We start from the raw sequence: 16,966 nt of genomic DNA, 5'->3' as shown, positions 1-16,966 counted from the left end.
CTAGCTTATTTTCCCTCCTTCATGATTACGTCATTCCTATGAATCTGACCGAACTCAAGCAAAAGCCGATCACCGAACTGCTGGAAATGGCCGAACAGATGGGCATCGAGAACATGGCCCGTTCGCGCAAGCAGGACGTGATTTTCTCGCTGCTGAAGAAACACTCGAAGAGCGGCGAGGAGATCTCCGGTGATGGCGTGCTGGAGATCCTCCAGGACGGTTTCGGCTTCCTTCGCAGCGCGGACGCCTCCTATCTGGCCGGCCCGGACGACATCTACGTCTCGCCCAGCCAGATCCGCCGCTTCAACCTGCGCACCGGCGACACCATAGTCGGCAAGATCCGCCCGCCGAAAGAAGGCGAACGTTACTTCGCGTTGCTCAAGGTCGATACCATCAACTACGACCGTCCGGAGAACGCCAAGAGCAAGATCCTGTTCGAGAACCTGACGCCGCTGTTCCCCAATCAGCGTCTGATGATGGAGGCCGGCAACGGCTCCACCGAGGACATCACCGGTCGGGTGATCGACCTCTGCGCACCGATCGGCAAGGGCCAGCGCGGCCTGATCGTCGCCCCGCCCAAGGCCGGCAAGACCATCATGCTGCAGAACATCGCGGCCAACATCACGCGCAACAACCCGGAAGTGCACCTGATCGTCCTGCTGATCGACGAGCGTCCGGAAGAAGTGACCGAGATGCAGCGCACCGTGCGCGGCGAAGTGGTCGCCTCCACCTTCGACGAGCCGCCGACCCGCCACGTGCAGGTTGCCGAGATGGTGATCGAGAAGGCCAAGCGCCTGGTCGAGCACAAGAAGGACGTGGTCATCCTGCTCGACTCCATCACCCGTCTGGCGCGCGCCTACAACACCGTGATCCCCAGCTCCGGCAAGGTGCTCACCGGTGGTGTCGATGCCCACGCCCTGGAGAAGCCCAAGCGTTTCTTCGGCGCCGCGCGCAACATCGAGGAGGGCGGCTCGCTGACCATCCTCGCCACCGCGCTGGTGGAGACCGGCTCGAAGATGGACGAGGTGATCTACGAGGAGTTCAAGGGCACCGGCAACATGGAGCTGCCGCTGGACCGCCGGATCGCCGAGAAGCGCGTGTTCCCGGCCATCAACATCAACAAGTCCGGCACCCGCCGCGAGGAGTTGCTGACCGCCGAGGACGAGCTGCAGCGCATGTGGATCCTGCGCAAGCTGCTGCACCCGATGGACGAGATCGCCGCCATCGAGTTCCTGATCGACAAGCTCAAGGCAACCAAGACCAACGACGAGTTCTTCCTGTCGATGCGTCGCAAGTAAGCCGCTGCGCTGTGACGAAGGCCGGGGAAACCCGGCTTTCGTGTATCTGCGCGCCCGCTATCCTTCTGAATAACCCAGTTCGGCGCTAAACTTTGCGCCCCCACTGGCTGGCCCGAGACGAGGCTCCTGCATGCAGTATCGCGACCTGCGCGACTTTATCCGTGGCCTGGAGGCGCGCGGCGAACTCAAGCGTATCCACGCGCCGGTTTCCCCGGTGCTGGAGATGACCGAGGTCTGCGACCGCACCCTGCGCCGCGGCGGCCCGGCACTCTTGTTCGAGCAGCCCACGGGCTTCGCCATGCCGGTGCTCGGCAACCTGTTCGGCACGCCCAAGCGGGTGGCCCTGGGCATGGGGGCCGAGGAGGTCGGCGAGCTGCGCGAGATCGGCAAGCTGCTGGCCTTCCTCAAGGAGCCGGAGCCGCCCAAGGGACTCAAGGATGCCTGGTCCAAGCTGCCGATCTTCAAGAAGGTCCTGGCCATGGCGCCCAAGGTGCTCAAGGACGCGGCCTGCCAGGAGGTGATCGAGGAGGGCGAGGACGTCGACCTGGGCAAGCTGCCGGTGCAGACCTGCTGGCCCGGCGATGTCGGCCCGCTGATCACCTGGGGCCTGACCGTCACCAAGGGGCCGAACAAGGAGCGGCAGAACCTCGGCATCTACCGCCAGCAGGTGATCGGCCGCAACAAGCTGATCATGCGCTGGCTCAGCCACCGCGGCGGCGCCCTGGATTTCCGCGACTGGTGCGAGAAATACCCGGGCCGGCCCTATCCGGTGGCCGTGGCCCTCGGCGCCGATCCGGCGACCATCCTCGGCGCCGTCACCCCGGTGCCCGACAGCCTCTCCGAATACGCCTTCGCCGGCCTGCTGCGGGGCAACAAGACCGAGTTGGTCAAGTGCCGCGGCAGCGAGCTGCAGGTGCCGGCCAGCGCCGAGATCGTCCTGGAGGGGGTGATCCACCCCGGCGAGATGGCCGACGAGGGGCCCTACGGCGACCACACCGGCTACTACAACGAGGTGGATCGTTTCCCGGTGTTCACCGTCGAGCGCATCACCCGCCGCCGTGAGCCGATCTACCACAGCACCTACACCGGGCGGCCGCCGGACGAGCCGGCGATCCTCGGCGTGGCGCTCAACGAAGTCTTCGTGCCGATCCTGCAGAAGCAGTTCCCCGAGATCACCGACTTCTACCTGCCGCCGGAGGGCTGCTCCTACCGCATGGCGGTGGTGACCATGAAGAAGCAGTACCCGGGCCACGCCAAGCGGGTGATGCTCGGCGTCTGGTCGTTTTTGCGACAGTTCATGTACACCAAGTTCGTTATCGTCACCGATGACGACGTCAACGCGCGGGACTGGAACGACGTGATCTGGGCCATCACCACGCGCATGGACCCCAAGCGCGACACGGTGCTGATCGACAACACGCCGATCGACTACCTCGACTTCGCCTCGCCGGTCTCCGGCCTGGGCTCGAAGATGGGCCTGGACGCCACCCACAAGTGGCCGGGCGAAACCACGCGCGAATGGGGCCGCGCCATCGTCCAGGACGAGGCGGTCAAGCGACGGGTCGACGAACTATGGACCGAGTTGGGAATCGATTGATGCGTGTCACTCTGCAACCTTCAGGCGCGGTGCTCGAGGCTCGGCCCGGCGAGCGCATCCTCGACGCCGCCCGGCGCCTGGGCTACGACTGCCCGCAAAGCTGCCGCAACGGCAACTGCCATATCTGCGCGGCATTGCTGGTCGAGGGGCGGGTGCGTCAGGGCGATGCCGAACTGGACCATGGCGAGCTGCTCACCTGCCTGGCCGAGCCGCTGGGCGACTGCGAGCTGCACTGGGATGGGGTGATGGCGCCCGGCGAGCTGGCGGTGCGCGAGCTGAGCTGTCAGCTGGTCGCCTGCGAGGCGGTGGGCGGCGACGTGTTCCGCGTGCAGCTGCGTACGCCGGCGGGCAAGAACCCGCGCTATCACGCCGGCCAGTACCTGCTGCTGCAGCGCGAGGACGGCGAGTTCGCCGCCTTTTCCCTGGCCTCGGCGCCGCACCGCGGCCGCGAGCTGGAGCTGCACATCCTCGCCCGCGACGAGGCGACCCGCGGTCTGCTGGCCTTCCTCCGTGGCCAGGGCTTTGCCCGGGTGCAGTTGCCGTTCGGCGACACTCATCTGGCCGAGCTGCCGGACGGACCGCTGGTGCTGATCGCCGCCGGCACCGGCATGGCGCAGATGCACAGCCTGATCGAGCATTGCCGCGCCGCCGGCTTCAAGCATCCGGTGCACCTGTACTGGGGCGCCCGGCGGCCCGAGGACTTCTACCAGCTGCCGTGCTGGAGCGATTGGCAGGGGCTGGACAATCTGTTCCTGCATCAGGTGGTCAGCGACCAGTGCGGCTGGTCGGGGCGCTGCGGCCTGCTGCACGAGGCGGTGCGCGAGGACTTCGCCGACCTCAAGGCGCTGCACGTGTACGCCAGCGGTTCGCCGGCGATGGTCTACGCGACCCTGGATGCGCTGGTCGAGGCCGGCATGGACGCGCACCAGATGCGCGCCGACGTGTTCGCCTACGCGCCGCGCGGCTGAGCGCCGTTCATGAAAAAGGCCGCCTGATGGCGGCCTTTTTCGTTGGCGCGGTCTACCTGACCCGGACCACCAGCTTGCCCACCGCCTGGCGCCGGCCGAGGCAGTCGATCGCCGCGCCGGCCTGCTCCAGCGCGAAGGTCTGCGAGACCAGCGGCTTGAGCTTGCCCTCGGCATGCCAGGCGAACAGCTGCCGGAAGTTGGCGGCGTTGTCCTGGGGCTGGCGCTGGGCGAAGGCGCCCCAGAAAACGCCGACCACCGCGGCGCCCTTGAGCAGGGCGAGGTTGACCGGCAGCTCGGGGATGCGCCCGCTGGCGAAACCCACCACCAGCAGGCGGCCGTTCCAGGCGATGCTGCGGATGGCGGCGTCGAACTGGTCGCCGCCCACCGGGTCGTAGATCACGTCGGCGCCCTGACCGCCGGTGAGCTTCTTCACCTCGTCCTTCAGGCTACTGGCGCCATAGTCGATCAGCTCGTCGGCGCCGGCGGCCCGGGCCACCTCCAGTTTCTCCGCGTTGCTGGCCGCGGCGATCACCCTGGCGCCCATGGCCTTGCCGATTTCCACCGCGGCCAGGCCGACGCCGCCGGAGGCGCCGAGTACCAGCAGGGTCTCGCCGGGCTGCAGCTTGCCCCGCTGTGTGAGCGCGTGCATCGAGGTGCCGTAGGTCATGCCGAAGGCGGCGGCGCTGACGAAGTCCATGCTCGGCGGGACGGGCATGACGTTGTAGCCCGGCACCGCGACCTGCTCGGCGAAGCTGCCCCAACCGGTCAGGGCCATGACCCGGTCGCCGACCTTGAGGTGGCCGACCTTCTCGCCGACCGCCTTCACCACGCCGGCGGCTTCGCCGCCCGGGGAGAAGGGGAAGGGCGGCTTGAACTGGTACTTGCCTTCGATGATCAGGGTGTCGGGGAAGTTGACCCCGGCGGCGTGGATCTCGAGGAGCACTTCGTTCTTCTTCGGCCCGGGGTCGGGGACATCTTCCAGGACCAGGGTTTCGGCGGGGCCGAAGGCTTTGCACAGCACGGCTTTCATCGGGATTCGTCCTCTTGGGGTATGGCCCGCAGTGTAGGAAGGCGGCTCCGGCGGTCAACGAGCATGGCCCGGCCTGATGGCGCGGCATAAGCATCGGGCTTGGGCGCAGGCCCGGCAATGGCTATGCTAGGGCGCAACCTAGTGGAGATCTCGCCCGTGAAAGTCCTTATCGCTGCACTGTTCGCCCTGTCGCTGCCCCTGTCGGCCCTGGCCGAAGAGGAGGAGAAGGCCGCCGCACCGCAGGTGATCTACCACAACCTGTTCCCGGCCCTGGTCGGCAACTTCGGCAGTGGGCCGAAGCTGAAGTTCTACAAGGCCGATGTGGCGCTACGGGTTAGCGGGCCCGAGGCTCAGGCCAAGGTGACGCACCATGAGCCGCTGATCCGCAATCAGCTGGTGATGCTGTTCGCCCAGCAGACCGAGGAAGGCCTGAGTGCGCCGGATGCCAAGGAGGTCTTGCGTCAGGAGGCGTTGAAGCAGGTGCAACAGGTGCTGACCCAGGAAGAGGGACTGCCGGTGGTCGAGGACCTGCTGTTCAACAACCTGATCCTGCAGCGCTGATCGGCGCGGCGAGCGCGAGCCGAGACCCTAGCGCAGGGCGAGGATGGCTGCCCACTGCTCGGCGTTGACCGGCATCACCGACAGACGGCTGCCGCGCTGCACCAGGGGCAGCTCGAGCAGGGCGCTTTGCTGCTTCAGTTCGGCCAGCGGGATGACCCGGGCGAAGGCCTCGACGAAGCGCACGTCGACCGCGCTCCAGGGGTTCTTCTCGGCGCTGGCCTTGGCGTCGAAGTAGTGGCTGTGCGGATCGAGCGCGCTCGGGTCGGCATAGGCCGCCCGGCTGATGGCAGCGATCCCGGCGATGCCGGGCTCGGGGCAGCTGGAGTGATAGAAGAAGAACTCGTCGCCGGCCTGCATGCTGCGCAGGAAGTTGCGCGCCTGGTAGTTGCGCACCCCGTCCCAGCGGGTTTCGCCGAGGCGCTGCAGGTCGTGGATGGAGAGTTCGTCCGGTTCCGATTTCATCAGCCAGTAAGGCATGAACTTTGCTCCCTTTGCTCGGTCCATTTAGCGAACCTATGGTCGTAAGTGCAGTCGACAACCGTTTGGCGCCTGATATTGCGAGGTGCTCGAGGTTGGCCGACAATGCCGGCCCTCGCGCCAGGCAGCTCATTCGGCCGATAAGAAAAACGCCGCCGGTCCACCGTGCGCAGTGTGCCTTGAAGGGGGAGGCATTCGATGAAACGCAAGCCAGATCTACTGTGGGTATTGGTCATACTGTTCAGCCTGGGCATGGTTACTACGGGTTACACCCAGAGCCTGTGGGAGCGCCAGAGTCAGGCGCCCGCCGAGGTCACCCAGCAGCCCTGAGGCCGCAAGCCCTGACGCGCCGGCGCCGCGGTTAACGCGGTGCCGGGATGTCGCCTTCAGTACCAGCCCTTGTCCGTCACCGTCGCCTCGAGCGGCACGTCCCAGCTGGCCATGGTCAGCCGATCCACCTGCTGGCATTCGTGGGCCAGGCCCAATAGGGTCGGCTTGTGCCAATTTTTGCGCATGTCGCGATAGCCGAGGCTGCGGTCGTAGAAACCGCCGCCCATGCCCAGGCGGCCGCCATGGCGGTCGAAACCGACCAGCGGCAGCAGGATCAGATCCAGTGCCCAGATCTTGCGCTGCTGCGCCCGGCTGCGCTTGGGCTCGGGAATGCGGAAGCGGTTCGGGATCATTTTTTCGTGAGCGCGTACTCGCTGGAACACCATCTTGCTGCGCGGCCAATGGTTGAGTACCGGTAGGTAGGTGGCCTTGCCGCGCCGCTGGGCGGCGCGCAGCAGTGGCCTGGGGTCGATCTCGCCGTCGTTGGGCAGGTACAGGGCGATGTGTCGGGCGCGGCGAAAGCGTGGGTGATGGCTCAGTTGGCGATACAGGCCCTGCGCGGCGCGGCGCTGGGCCGGTGCGTCGAGGGCGCTGCGGGCCTTGCGCAGCAGGCGGCGCAGTTGCGCACGGGTTAGGTCGTTGGCTTCGAGCATATCAGGCGAGATACCGGTTGCCGGGGCGGGGCAGCAGGTAGAAAGAGGTGGCTCCCCGACGTGCCGCTGTCGGTTTAGCCCTTGAACCCGAGAGTTCAAGGTGGAGGTTGCAGGAGGCGTTAAGGCTTTCCGTCAGGCGGACATGCACACCTGCCTCAACATGCAACCCCCGGGTTTGTGCGTATCGGCTCAGGGACATCACCGACTGGCGCGCACCCCAGGGAGTGGCGGCCAGTATACCCGAATCGAGGCTGGCGTCAGCCATTGTGGCCTTCGCCGTCGTTGCTCAGTGCGCTATCGACCCGGTCGAGCAGGCTGCGCACCTGGTCGCGGGTGCTGCTGGTGTGCTGTTCCAGGTGCTGCTGCTTGTGCAGCAGTTCGTGAGAGATGTTCAGGGCGGCCATCACCGCCACGCGGTCGGCGCCGATGACCTTGCCGCTGGAGCGGATCTCGCGCATCTTGCCGTCCAGGTAGCGGGCGGCGCTCTCCAGGTTGGCGCGTTCGTCCGGCGGACAGGCGATGCAATATTCTTTGTCCAGGATGTGGACGGTGACGGTATTCGACTGGGTCATGAGTCCTGCTCCAGGGCTTTGAGGCGCGAAATCATCGATTCGACCTTGTGCCGGGCCATTTCGTTCTTTTCGATCAGATGGGCGCGTTCCTCGCGCCAGGCCTTTTCATTCGCCAGGAGGAGTCGGTTGTGGGCCTTAAGCTGCTCGACGCGCTGGATCAGTAGGTCCAGCTTGGTCGTAAGGGCGTGCAGATCGGCGTCTTCCATGGGCTCTCGCTAAGGCAAGGATTGACCGGACTATATAGGCGCGACGGGCGATGGGGTCAAACCCGCCGATGGTCTTGCCGCGCCTGCCGGTGCTAGGATACGAGGCCTCCATTCTAGTGATTGCGCCGTCTGGCGCCTAGTTATCTATGCCGACTTCCAGCTCCGCCTACGCCGCCTTTGCCGCGCTGCTCGCCAGCAGCACCCATCCCGTTTCCCCCGCCGAGTTGCACGGCCTGCTGCTGGGGCGCAGCTGCGCCGGCGCCGGCTTCGATGTCGACGGCTGGCTGGTGGACGCCGCCGAGTTGCTGGGCGAGGCCCCGCAGGACAACGTGCGCCAGGCGCTGATCGGCCTGCAGGAGATGGTCAAGGGCGAGCTGGCCGGCGACGAGATCGCCGTGGTGCTGTTGCTGCCGCCGGACGAGGCGCCGTTGCAGGAGCGGGCCAAGGCCCTGGGCCAGTGGTGCCAGGGCTTCCTCGGCGGCTTCGGCCTGACCGCCGGCGACCAGGCCCTGAGCGCCGAGGCCATGGAGGTGCTGCAGGACCTGTCGGCCATCGCCCAGGTGCAGAATGCCCTGGAGGAGTCGGAGGACGGCGAGAACGACTATATGGAAGTGATGGAATACCTGCGCGTCGCCCCGCTGCTGCTGTTCAGCGAGTGCGCCAAGCCGGTGGCGGCCGCCAAGCCGTCGCTGCACTGACTCCTTACCCCCCCCCTCGCACTGGACCGTCCTGCCCATGACCAGCATCCCCAAGTCGGAATACGCCCGTCGGCGCAAGGCGCTGATGGCGCAGATGGAGCCCAACAGCATCGCCATCCTGCCGGCCGCGCCGGTGTACATCCGCAACCGTGACGTCGAGCACGTCTACCGCCAGGACAGCGACTTCCAGTACCTCTCCGGCTTTCCCGAGCCGGAGGCGGTGATCGCCCTAATTCCCGGCCGCGAGCACGGCGAGTACGTGCTGTTCTGTCGCGAGCGCGATCCCGAGCGCGAGCTATGGGACGGCCTGCGCGCCGGCCAGGACGGCGCCATCGCCCAGTACGGCGCCGACGATGCCTTCCCCATCGGCGACATCGACGACATCCTCCCGGGCCTGATCGAGGGCCGCGAGCGGGTCTACTACGCCATGGGCACCAACCAGGAGTTCGACCGCCACCTGATGGAGTGGATCAACCAGATTCGCTCCAAGGCGCGCCAGGGCGCCCAGCCGCCCAACGAATTTGTCGCCCTCGATCATCTGTTGCACGACATGCGTCTGTACAAGAGCGCCGCCGAGGTCAAGGTGATGCGCGAGGCCGCGCAGATTTCCGCCCGTGCCCACATCCGCGCCATGCAGGCCAGCCGCCCCGGCCTGCACGAGTTCCATCTGGAGGCCGAGCTGGACTACGAGTTCCGCAAGGGCGGGGCGAAGATGCCGGCCTACGGCTCGATCGTCGCCGCCGGCCGGAACGCCTGCATCCTGCATTACCGCGAGAACGACGCGCCGCTCAAGGACGGCGACCTGGTGCTGATCGACGCCGGCTGCGAGATCGACTGCTACGCCAGCGACATCACCCGCTGCTTCCCGGTCAACGGGCGCTTCTCCGCGGAGCAGAAGGCCATCTACGAACTGGTGCTGGCGGCCAACGAGGAGGCGTTCAAGTACATCGCCCCGGGCAGGCACTGGAACGAGGCCCACGAGGCCACGGTGCGGGTGATCACCGCCGGCCTGGTCGAGCTGGGCCTGCTCGAGGGCGAGGTCGAGGAACTGATCGCCAGCGAGGCCTACAAGCCCTTCTACATGCACCGCGCCGGCCACTGGCTGGGCATGGACGTGCACGACGTCGGCGACTACAAGGTCGGCGGCGTCTGGCGCGAACTTGAAGTCGGCATGGCCATGACCGTCGAGCCGGGCATCTATATCGCAGCCGATAACCCGAACGTGGCGAAGAAGTGGCGCGGCATCGGCGTGCGCATCGAGGACGACGTGGTGGTGACCAAGGACGGCTGCGAGATCCTCACCACCGATGTGCCCAAGAGCGTCGCCGAGATCGAGGCGCTGATGGCCGCGACCCGCAGCGAGGTGGCCTGAGGCCATGTCGCGGGTCAACCTGGCGATCATCGGCGGCGGTCTGGTCGGCGCCAGTCTGGCCCTGGCCCTGCAGGCTGCGGCCAAGGCGCGCGGTTGGCAGATCTGCCTGATCGAGGCCTTCACCCCCGGCGACGGTTACCAGCCCAGTTACGATGCGCGCGCCACCGCGCTGTCCTACGGCTCGCAGCAGATCTACCAGCGCCTGGGTATCTGGCAGCAGATTGCCCGGCGCGCCGAGCCGATCCAGCAGATCCATGTCTCCGACCGTGGCCGCTTCGCCGCGGCGCGTCTCAGCGCGCTGGAGGAAGGGGTGCCGGCGCTGGGCTACGTGGCGGAGAACGCCTGGCTCGGCCAGTGCCTGTGGCAGGCCCTCGACGCCGAAGTGGTCAGCTGGCGCAGCCCGGCCCAGGTGACCCGGCTGGAGGCGCTGGCGGACGGCTACCGACTGACCCTGGACGACGAGTCCTGTTTGGAGTGCGACCTGGCGGTGCTGGCCGACGGCGGCCGCTCGGGGTTGCGCGAGCAGCTCGGCATCGGCGTCAGCCATCGGCCCTATGGGCAGAGCGCGCTGATTGCCAATCTCACGCCGCAGGAAGCCCACCGCGGCCAGGCCTTCGAGCGCTTCACCGAGGACGGGCCCATGGCCCTGCTGCCGCTGCCGGAGAACCGCTGCGCCTTGGTCTGGACCCGGGCCGAGGCCGACGCCGAGCGTTTGCTGCGCCTGGGCGAGACGGCCTTTCGCGACGAGCTGCAGCAGGTCTTCGGCTATCGCCTCGGCGCCATTCGCCAGGTCGGTGCCCGCCACCTCTATCCCCTGGCGCTGACCGAGTCCCAGGAGCAGGTGCGCCCGCACCTGGTGGTGCTCGGCAATGCCGCCCACAGCCTGCATCCGATCGCCGGTCAGGGCTACAACCTGTCGCTGCGCGATACCCAGGCCCTGGCCGAGGCGCTGTTGGCCAGCTGTGCGCCGTTGGGCGATTTCGCCGTGCTGCAGGGCTACCTGCGGCGGCAGCGGGGCGATCAGCAGCTGACCCTGGGCTTCTCCGACCGGGTCACCCGGCTGTTCAGCAATGGCGAGCCGCTGCTCGCCGTCGGGCGCAATATCGGCCTGCTCGGCCTGGATCTGCTGCCGCCGGCCAAGCGCTGGTTCGCCCGCCAGGCCATGGGCCTGGGCACCCGCGCGCAGCCTTGAGTCGGCGCATGGACAAGGGTCGCTCGGCGCGCAAGGCGCGCTGGTTGCGCTGGGCGCTGAACCTCTATCCGCCCTACCTGGGCGCCGGTATCCGGGTGCGGCATATAGGTGCGGACTGGCGCCTGGTGCGGGTCAAGCTGGGCCTGAGCTGGTACAACCGCAATTACGTCGGCACCCAGTTCGGCGGCAGCCTCTACGCGATGACCGATCCCTTCTTCATGCTCATGCTGCTGGAGAATCTCGGCGCCGATTACATCGTCTGGGACAAGGCCGCCAGCATCGACTTCGTCGCCCCGGGGCGTGGCCCGGTGTACGCCGAGTTCCGCCTCGACGACGCCCTGCTGGCGGAGGTTCGCGCCCGTACCGCCGGTGGCGACAAATACTTGCCCGAGTTGCAGGTCGAGGTGCGCGATGGCGCCGGCGAGCTGGTGGCGCGGGTGCACAAGACCCTCTACGTGCGGCTCAAGCCCCGTGCGCGACAGGCTGATTAAGGAATGGACATGGATGCGGATCTGATCATCGTCGGCGCCGGTATGGTCGGCAGCGCCCTGGCGTTGGCCCTGCAGGATGCCGGTCTGGAGATTCTGCTGGTGGACGGCGGGACGCTCAGCGTCGCCCCCTTCGAGCGCAGCGCGGCCTTCGAGCCGCGGGTCAGCGCGCTCTCGGCGGCCAGCCAGCGGGTGCTCGAGCGCCTCGGCGTGTGGCCGGGCATCGTCGCCCGGCGCGCCAGCGCCTATGCCGAGATGCGCGTGTGGGATGGCGCCGGCACCGGGCAGATCCACTTCAGCGCCGCCAGCGTGCACGCCGAAGTGCTCGGTCACATAGTCGAGAACCGCGTGGTGCAGGATGCCCTGCTCGAGCGCCTGCACGACAGCGACATCGGCCTGCTGGCTGGGGCGCGCCTGGAGCGCCTGCGCCGCTCCGGCGACGGCTGGCTGCTGAACCTGGCCGATGGCCGCGAATTGCGCGCGCCGCTGCTGGTGGCCGCCGACGGCGCCCACTCGGCGGTGCGCCGTCTGGCCGGTTGCGCCACCCGCGAGTGGGATTACCTGCACCATGCCATCGTCACCAGCGTGCGCTGCGCCGAGCCGCACCAGGCCACGGCCTGGCAGCGTTTCACCGACGACGGCCCGCTGGCCTTCCTGCCGCTCGACTCCGGCGACGACCAGCACTGGTGCTCGATCGTCTGGTCGGTGCTGCCGAGCGAGGCCGAGCGCCTGATGGCCCTGGACGACGGCGCCTTCTGTCGTGAGCTGGGCCGCGCCTTCGAGCTGCGCCTGGGCGCGGTGCTGCATGCCGACAAGCGCCTGTGCATTCCGCTGCGCCAGCGCCACGCCAAGCGCTACGTGGAGGAGGGCTTGGCGCTGATCGGCGATGCCGCCCACAGCATTCATCCGTTGGCCGGGCAGGGGGTCAACCTCGGCTTCCTCGACGCCGCCGTGCTCGCCGAGGTGCTGGGGCATGCCCTGGGGCGCGGCGAGCGCCTGGCCGAGGAGCGGGTGCTGAGCCGCTACGAGCGCCGGCGCATGCCCCACAACCTGGCGATGATGGCGGCGATGGAGGGCTTCGAGCGATTGTTCCAGGCCGATCCGCTGCCGCTGCGCTGGCTGCGCAACGCCGGCCTCGACTGGGTCGATGGCCTGCCCGAGGCCAAGGCCCTGTTCGTTCGCCAGGCCCTCGGCCTGTCCGGCGACCTGCCCGAGCTGGCGCGCCCCTAGTGGCCTCGGCATGCCCCGGGGTGCCGTCTTCCGCTGGGCTGCCTGACGGCCGAATGTCGGGCTCGGTGATGGCGACCCGCGGTCGGCAGTGGCGAGACCGAGTTGAGAAACTAAATGGGATTCACTAGTATTCTTTGCCTCAATTCTCCTAAGCAGTAGAGGCAGGATCCATGCAAGCAAGCAAGCGTCTGTTCGCCGCTCTCACCCTCACCGCGCTGGCCGGTGCCGTGCAGGCCGCCGATGAGGTGGTGGTCTACTCCGCTCGTATCGACGAGCTGATCAAGCCGGTATTCGATGCCTATACCGCCAAGACCGGCGTGCCGGTGAAGTTCATCACCGACAAGGAGGCGCCGCTGCTGGCCCGCCTCAAGGCCGAGGGCGAGAACACCCCGGCCGACATGCTGATCACCGTGGACGCCGGCAACCTCTGGCAGGCCGAGCAGGAGGGCGTGCTCAAGCCGCTGCAGTCGGCGGTGATCGCGCAGAACATCCCCGCCCAGTACCGCTCCAGCACCGGCAGCTGGACCGGCCTGTCGCTGCGCGCGCGGACCGTCGTCTACTCCACCGAGCGGGTGCAGCCGAACGAGCTGACCAGTTACGAGGCCCTGGCCGACAAGAACTGGGAAGGCCGCCTGTGCCTGCGCACCAGCAAGAAGGTGTACAACCAGTCGCTGACCGCCACCCTGATCGAGACCCATGGCGCGGCCAAGACCGAGGAAATCGTCAAGGGCTGGGTGAACAACCTGGCCACCGACGTGTTCCCGGACGACACCGCGCTGATCCAGGCCATCGATGCCGGCCAGTGCGACGCGGGTATCGTCAACAGCTACTACTTCGCCCGCCTGCACAAGCAGAAGCCGGACCTCAAGGCCAAGCTGTTCTGGCCCAACCAGAATGACCGCGGCGTGCACGTCAACCTGTCCGGCGCCGGCGTGACCAAGCACGCGCCCCATGCCGAGGCCGCCCAGCAGCTGCTGGAGTGGATGACCGGCGACGAGGCCCAGGGCCTGTTCGGCGCGCTGAACCAGGAGTTCCCGGCCAACCCGAAGATCGCCCCGTCCGACGAGGTCGCCGCCTGGGGTAACTTCAAGGCCGACAGCATCCCGGTGGAAGTGGCCGGCAAGCGCCAGGCCGAAGCCACCATGCTGATGGATCGCGCCGGCTGGAACTGATGACGGCCGGCTAGGGGGGGGATGGCGCTTTTTACATCCACCGCCCTCGGGTGGAAACGCTTCGCGGCTTTCCACCCTACGGCCAACCGGCTTTATACTCCCGACGCCCCGGCCTGACCGGGGCGTCGTTTTTTCCGCTCCGAGGAATCCGCGTGGCCCACCCTGCCCAGCGTCGCTGGTATCCCATCGCCTTCGCCGTCGCCCTGCTGGTGCTGTTGCCGCTGAGCGTGCTGCTGCTGAGCTGGCATGAGGTGGACCGGCAGATCTGGGCGCACCTGTGGCAGACCCAGATGCTGCGCCTGCTCGGCAACACCCTGGTGCTGGTGCTCGGTGTCGGCGTCGGGGTGACCCTGCTCGGGGTCAGCCTGGCCTGGCTCACCAGCCTCTGCGAGTTTCCCGGCCGGCGCTGGCTGGACTGGGCGCTGATGTTGCCGTTCGCCATCCCCGCCTATGTCCTGGCCTTCGTCTTCGTCGGTCTGCTGGACTTCGCCGGGCCGCTGCAGAGCCTGCTGCGCGACTGGTTCGGCAGCGGCCTGCGCCTGCCGCGGGTGCGCTCCACCGGCGGGGTGATCATCGTCCTGGTGCTGGTGTTCTATCCCTACGTCTACCTGCTGGCGCGGGGCGCCTTCCTGGCCCAGGGCAAGGGCCTGATGGAGGCCGCGCGGGTGCTGGGCCTGAGCCCCTGGCGGGCGTTCTGGCGGGTGGCTCTGCCGGTGGCCCGGCCGGCCATCGGTGCCGGCCTGGCCCTGGCGATCATGGAGACCCTGGCCGACTTCGGCGCGGTCTCGGTGTTCAACTTCGACACCTTCACCACGGCGATCTACAAGACCTGGTACAGCTTCTACAGCCTGACCAGCGCCACCCAGCTGGCCAGCCTGCTGCTGCTGGGCGTGATGCTCGCGCTCTACGGCGAACGCCGGGCCCGCGGCGCGGTGCGGCCGAGCAACGAGCGTCCGCGGGGCAAGGCGCTGTACCACCTCAAGGGCGGCCAGGCGCTGGCCGCCAGTGCCTGGTGCGGGCTGGTGTTCGCCTGCGCCTTCGTCATCCCGGTGCTGCAGCTGCTGGTGTGGTTCTGGCAGCGCGGCCGCTTCGACCTGGACGAGCGTTACAGCGCGCTGATCCTGCACACTCTCTACCTGGGCGGGCTGGCCGCGCTGATCACCGTCGGCGTGGCCCTGCTGCTGGCGTTTTCCCGGCGCCTGGCGCCGACCCGGCCGATGCGCTCGCTGGTCGGCCTGGCCAATCTCGGCTATGCGCTGCCCGGCTCGGTGCTGGCGGTGGCGATCATGCTGGCGTTCAGCTACCTGGACCGCCATCTGGTGATCCCGCTGTCCGCCTGGCTGGGCGGGCCGGCCCAGCCGCTGCTGCTGGGCAGTCTCTCGGCACTGCTGCTGGCCTACCTGATCCGCTTCATGGCGGTGGCCTATGGTCCAGTGGAGAACAGCCTGGCGCGGATCCGCCCGTCGCTGCCGGAGGCCTCGCGCAGCCTCGGGGTCGGCGGTGCCGGGCTGTTCCTGCGGGTCTACCTGCCGTTGCTGGTGCCGGGGGTGTTGTCGGCGGCGCTGCTGGTGTTCGTTGATGTGCTCAAGGAGATGCCGGCGACCCTGCTGATGCGCCCCTTCGGCTGGGACACCCTGTCGGTGCGGGTGTTCGAGATGACCAGCGAAGGGGAGTGGGCGCGCGCCGCCCTGCCGGCCCTGACCCTGGTGCTGGTCGGCCTGCTGCCGGTGATTCTGCTGATTCGCCGCTCCGCCCGGCGTATCGGCTAGTCGGGCCGGGGCGCGGCGTGCCCGCGTAGTCCGCGCGGCGAGGCATTCGCCGCGTCAGCCGCGGCCATGAGGCCATCGGCCAAGATGACCCGCTCCGACCTTGCGGCTACAATGCGCGCCATTCGCCACGGGCCGTCATCCGGACCGGGTGCGCGACCCCCGTGCCAGTGCCCTGTTTCAGCAGGCTCAGCCGGGCTTCGGCACCTGCCCGCGGCTCTGCCAAGCCCGCAAGGAGACATCCATGGGACAGCGCACAGCTCTCTACGACCTGCACCTCGCCTTGGGGGCGAAGATGGTCGACTTCGGCGGCTGGGACATGCCGCTGCATTACGGCTCGCAAGTCGAGGAGCACCACCAGGTGCGCCGCGACTGCGGGGTCTTCGATGTCTCCCACATGTGCGTGGTGGACGTCGGCGGCGACCAGGCCAAGGCCTTCCTGCAGCACCTGCTGGCCAACGATGTGGCGCGCCTGCAAGCACCCGGCAAGGCCCTCTACAGCGCCATGCTCAACGAGCGGGGCGGGGTGGTCGACGACCTGATCGTCTACCTGACCGGCACCGTCGACTCCCGACCGAGCTACCGCCTGGTGGTCAACGCCGCCACCCGCGCCAAGGACCTGGCCTGGATGCGCCAGCAGAGCAGCGGCTTCGCCGTCGAGCTGCAGGAGCGCGGCGAACTGGCCGTGCTCGCCATCCAGGGCCCCCAGGCACGGGCCAAGACCGCCGAGCTGGTGACCCAGGCCCGTGCCGCGCTGATCCACGAACTGAAACCCTTCCAGGGCCTGCCCGAGGGCGACTGGTTCATCGCCCGCACCGGTTACACCGGCGAGGACGGGCTGGAGATCATGCTGCCGGCCGACCAGGCGATGGCCTTCTTCAACGACCTAGTCGGCGCCGGCATCTCGCCGATCGGCCTGGGCGCGCGCGACACCCTGCGCCTGGAGGCCGGGATGAACCTGTACGGCCAGGACATGGACGACGACGTCTCGCCGCTGGCCGCCAACATGGCCTGGACGGTGGCCTGGGAGCCGCAGGCGCGCCAGTTCGTCGGTCGCAGCGTGCTGCAGGCGCAGCGGGCGGCGGGCAGCCAGCCCAAGCTGGTCGGCCTGGTACTGGAGGAGCGCGGCGTACTGCGTGCCCATCAGATGGTGCGGGTCGAGGGCCTGGGCGAGGGCGAGATCACCAGCGGCAGCTTCTCGCCGACCCTGAACAAGTCCATCGCCCTGGCGCGGGTGCCGGCGGCCACCGCCGAGCGTGCCGAGGTGGAGATTCGCGGCAAGTGGTACCCGGTGCGGGTGGTCCAGCCGAGTTTCGTGCGCCATGGCAAGGCGCTGATCTAGGCGCCCGGTTTTCC

18 protein-coding genes and 1 other RNA gene are annotated in these 16,966 nt (G+C 68.0%); 13 read left to right on the top strand and 6 right to left on the bottom strand.

The annotated features are described in order from the left end of the window. Window positions 1-38 precede the first annotated feature (38 nt). From rho to ACSX1C_RS14370, 3 genes are all read left to right on the top strand, one after another. Complete coding sequence (gene rho / locus ACSX1C_RS14380; RefSeq protein ID WP_439886696.1) at window positions 39-1,298, top strand: transcription termination factor Rho; 1,260 nt, start codon at window positions 39-41, stop codon at window positions 1,296-1,298. A 130-nt stretch (window positions 1,299-1,428) separates the two neighbouring features. Then, window positions 1,429-2,895 carry a 4-hydroxy-3-polyprenylbenzoate decarboxylase gene (gene ubiD, locus ACSX1C_RS14375; protein WP_439886695.1) on the top strand — a complete coding sequence of 489 codons (1,467 nt, stop codon included), beginning with the start codon at window positions 1,429-1,431 and terminating at the stop codon, window positions 2,893-2,895. After that, window positions 2,895-3,863 carry a CDP-6-deoxy-delta-3,4-glucoseen reductase gene (locus ACSX1C_RS14370; RefSeq protein ID WP_439886694.1) on the top strand — a complete coding sequence of 323 codons (969 nt, stop codon included), beginning with the start codon at window positions 2,895-2,897 and terminating at the stop codon, window positions 3,861-3,863. Before ubiD ends, ACSX1C_RS14370 begins: the two co-directional genes overlap by 1 nt. 52 nt (window positions 3,864-3,915) lie before the next feature. Here ACSX1C_RS14370 and ACSX1C_RS14365 read toward each other — a convergent pair whose 3' ends face one another. After that, entirely contained in the window at window positions 3,916-4,893 is a 978-nt protein-coding gene (locus tag ACSX1C_RS14365) for an NADPH:quinone oxidoreductase family protein (RefSeq protein WP_439886693.1), read from the bottom strand. A 156-nt stretch (window positions 4,894-5,049) separates the two neighbouring features. On the opposite strand from ACSX1C_RS14365, the gene ACSX1C_RS14360 reads away from it, so the two are divergent. Then, a complete protein-coding gene (locus ACSX1C_RS14360; protein WP_318644590.1) occupies window positions 5,050-5,454 on the top strand; it encodes a flagellar basal body-associated FliL family protein in 405 nt (134 codons plus the stop codon). A 27-nt stretch (window positions 5,455-5,481) separates the two neighbouring features. Here the strand turns inward: ACSX1C_RS14360 and ACSX1C_RS14355 are convergent, their stop codons facing one another. Further along, window positions 5,482-5,931 carry an EVE domain-containing protein gene (locus ACSX1C_RS14355; RefSeq protein WP_439886692.1) on the bottom strand — a complete coding sequence of 150 codons (450 nt, stop codon included), beginning with the start codon at window positions 5,929-5,931 and terminating at the stop codon, window positions 5,482-5,484. A 198-nt stretch (window positions 5,932-6,129) separates the two neighbouring features. Between ACSX1C_RS14355 and ACSX1C_RS14350 the strand changes: the two genes are divergently transcribed. Continuing rightward, the gene (locus tag ACSX1C_RS14350; RefSeq protein ID WP_318644592.1) at window positions 6,130-6,261 is read left to right on the top strand and encodes a hypothetical protein; all 132 of its coding nucleotides are present in this window, start codon (window positions 6,130-6,132) and stop codon (window positions 6,259-6,261) included. A gap of 56 nt (window positions 6,262-6,317) precedes the next feature. On the opposite strand, the gene ACSX1C_RS14345 is transcribed toward ACSX1C_RS14350, so the two are convergent. From ACSX1C_RS14345 to ACSX1C_RS14330, 4 genes are all read right to left on the bottom strand, one after another. Continuing rightward, window positions 6,318-6,914: a 5-formyltetrahydrofolate cyclo-ligase gene (locus ACSX1C_RS14345; RefSeq protein ID WP_318644593.1), complete on the bottom strand. Its 597-nt coding sequence runs from the start codon at window positions 6,912-6,914 to the stop codon at window positions 6,318-6,320. A 48-nt stretch (window positions 6,915-6,962) separates the two neighbouring features. Next, a non-coding RNA gene (gene ssrS / locus ACSX1C_RS14340) (6S RNA) lies at window positions 6,963-7,141 on the bottom strand. A 30-nt stretch (window positions 7,142-7,171) separates the two neighbouring features. Continuing rightward, window positions 7,172-7,486, bottom strand: coding sequence for a cell division protein ZapA (locus ACSX1C_RS14335; protein WP_439886691.1), 315 nt, complete (start codon window positions 7,484-7,486; stop codon window positions 7,172-7,174). Then, complete coding sequence (locus ACSX1C_RS14330; RefSeq protein WP_208707910.1) at window positions 7,483-7,692, bottom strand: TIGR02449 family protein; 210 nt, start codon at window positions 7,690-7,692, stop codon at window positions 7,483-7,485. The genes ACSX1C_RS14335 and ACSX1C_RS14330 overlap by 4 nt, the downstream gene beginning before the upstream one ends. Window positions 7,693-7,838: 146 nt before the next feature. Between ACSX1C_RS14330 and ACSX1C_RS14325 the strand changes: the two genes are divergently transcribed. The 8 genes from ACSX1C_RS14325 to gcvT all read left to right on the top strand — a co-directional run bounded on the left by ACSX1C_RS14325 (window position 7,839) and on the right by gcvT (window position 16,952). Then, window positions 7,839-8,390, top strand: coding sequence for a YecA family protein (locus ACSX1C_RS14325; RefSeq protein ID WP_439886690.1), 552 nt, complete (start codon window positions 7,839-7,841; stop codon window positions 8,388-8,390). A gap of 37 nt (window positions 8,391-8,427) precedes the next feature. After that, a complete protein-coding gene (gene pepP / locus ACSX1C_RS14320) occupies window positions 8,428-9,762 on the top strand; it encodes a Xaa-Pro aminopeptidase (protein WP_318644596.1) in 1,335 nt (444 codons plus the stop codon). 4 nt (window positions 9,763-9,766) lie between these two features. Further along, window positions 9,767-10,954, top strand: coding sequence for a 2-octaprenyl-6-methoxyphenyl hydroxylase (gene ubiH / locus ACSX1C_RS14315; RefSeq protein WP_439886689.1), 1,188 nt, complete (start codon window positions 9,767-9,769; stop codon window positions 10,952-10,954). Window positions 10,955-10,962: 8 nt separating this feature from the next. After that, window positions 10,963-11,445: a DUF4442 domain-containing protein gene (locus ACSX1C_RS14310; protein ID WP_439886688.1), complete on the top strand. Its 483-nt coding sequence runs from the start codon at window positions 10,963-10,965 to the stop codon at window positions 11,443-11,445. Window positions 11,446-11,454: 9 nt separating this feature from the next. Next, window positions 11,455-12,672, top strand: a complete 1,218-nt coding sequence (locus ACSX1C_RS14305; protein WP_439886687.1) for a 2-octaprenyl-3-methyl-6-methoxy-1,4-benzoquinol hydroxylase — start codon at window positions 11,455-11,457, stop codon at window positions 12,670-12,672. A gap of 170 nt (window positions 12,673-12,842) precedes the next feature. Beyond that, window positions 12,843-13,844 (top strand): extracellular solute-binding protein, encoded by a 1,002-nt coding sequence (locus tag ACSX1C_RS14300; protein WP_439886686.1) that lies wholly within the window; start codon window positions 12,843-12,845, stop codon window positions 13,842-13,844. A 152-nt stretch (window positions 13,845-13,996) separates the two neighbouring features. Then, entirely contained in the window at window positions 13,997-15,613 is a 1,617-nt protein-coding gene (locus ACSX1C_RS14295; protein ID WP_439886685.1) for an ABC transporter permease, read from the top strand. 241 nt (window positions 15,614-15,854) lie between these two features. Further along, window positions 15,855-16,952 carry a glycine cleavage system aminomethyltransferase GcvT gene (gene gcvT / locus ACSX1C_RS14290; RefSeq protein WP_439886684.1) on the top strand — a complete coding sequence of 366 codons (1,098 nt, stop codon included), beginning with the start codon at window positions 15,855-15,857 and terminating at the stop codon, window positions 16,950-16,952. The last annotated feature ends 14 nt before the right edge of the window (window positions 16,953-16,966 follow it).

Source organism: Pseudomonas sp. MBLB4123, assembly GCF_051904775.1.
GTDB classification, from domain to species: domain Bacteria; phylum Pseudomonadota; class Gammaproteobacteria; order Pseudomonadales; family Pseudomonadaceae; genus Aquipseudomonas; species Aquipseudomonas benzenivorans_B.
The sequence above is the reverse complement of the archived record's forward strand: the minus strand, read 5'-3'. Positions and strand labels throughout refer to the sequence as shown.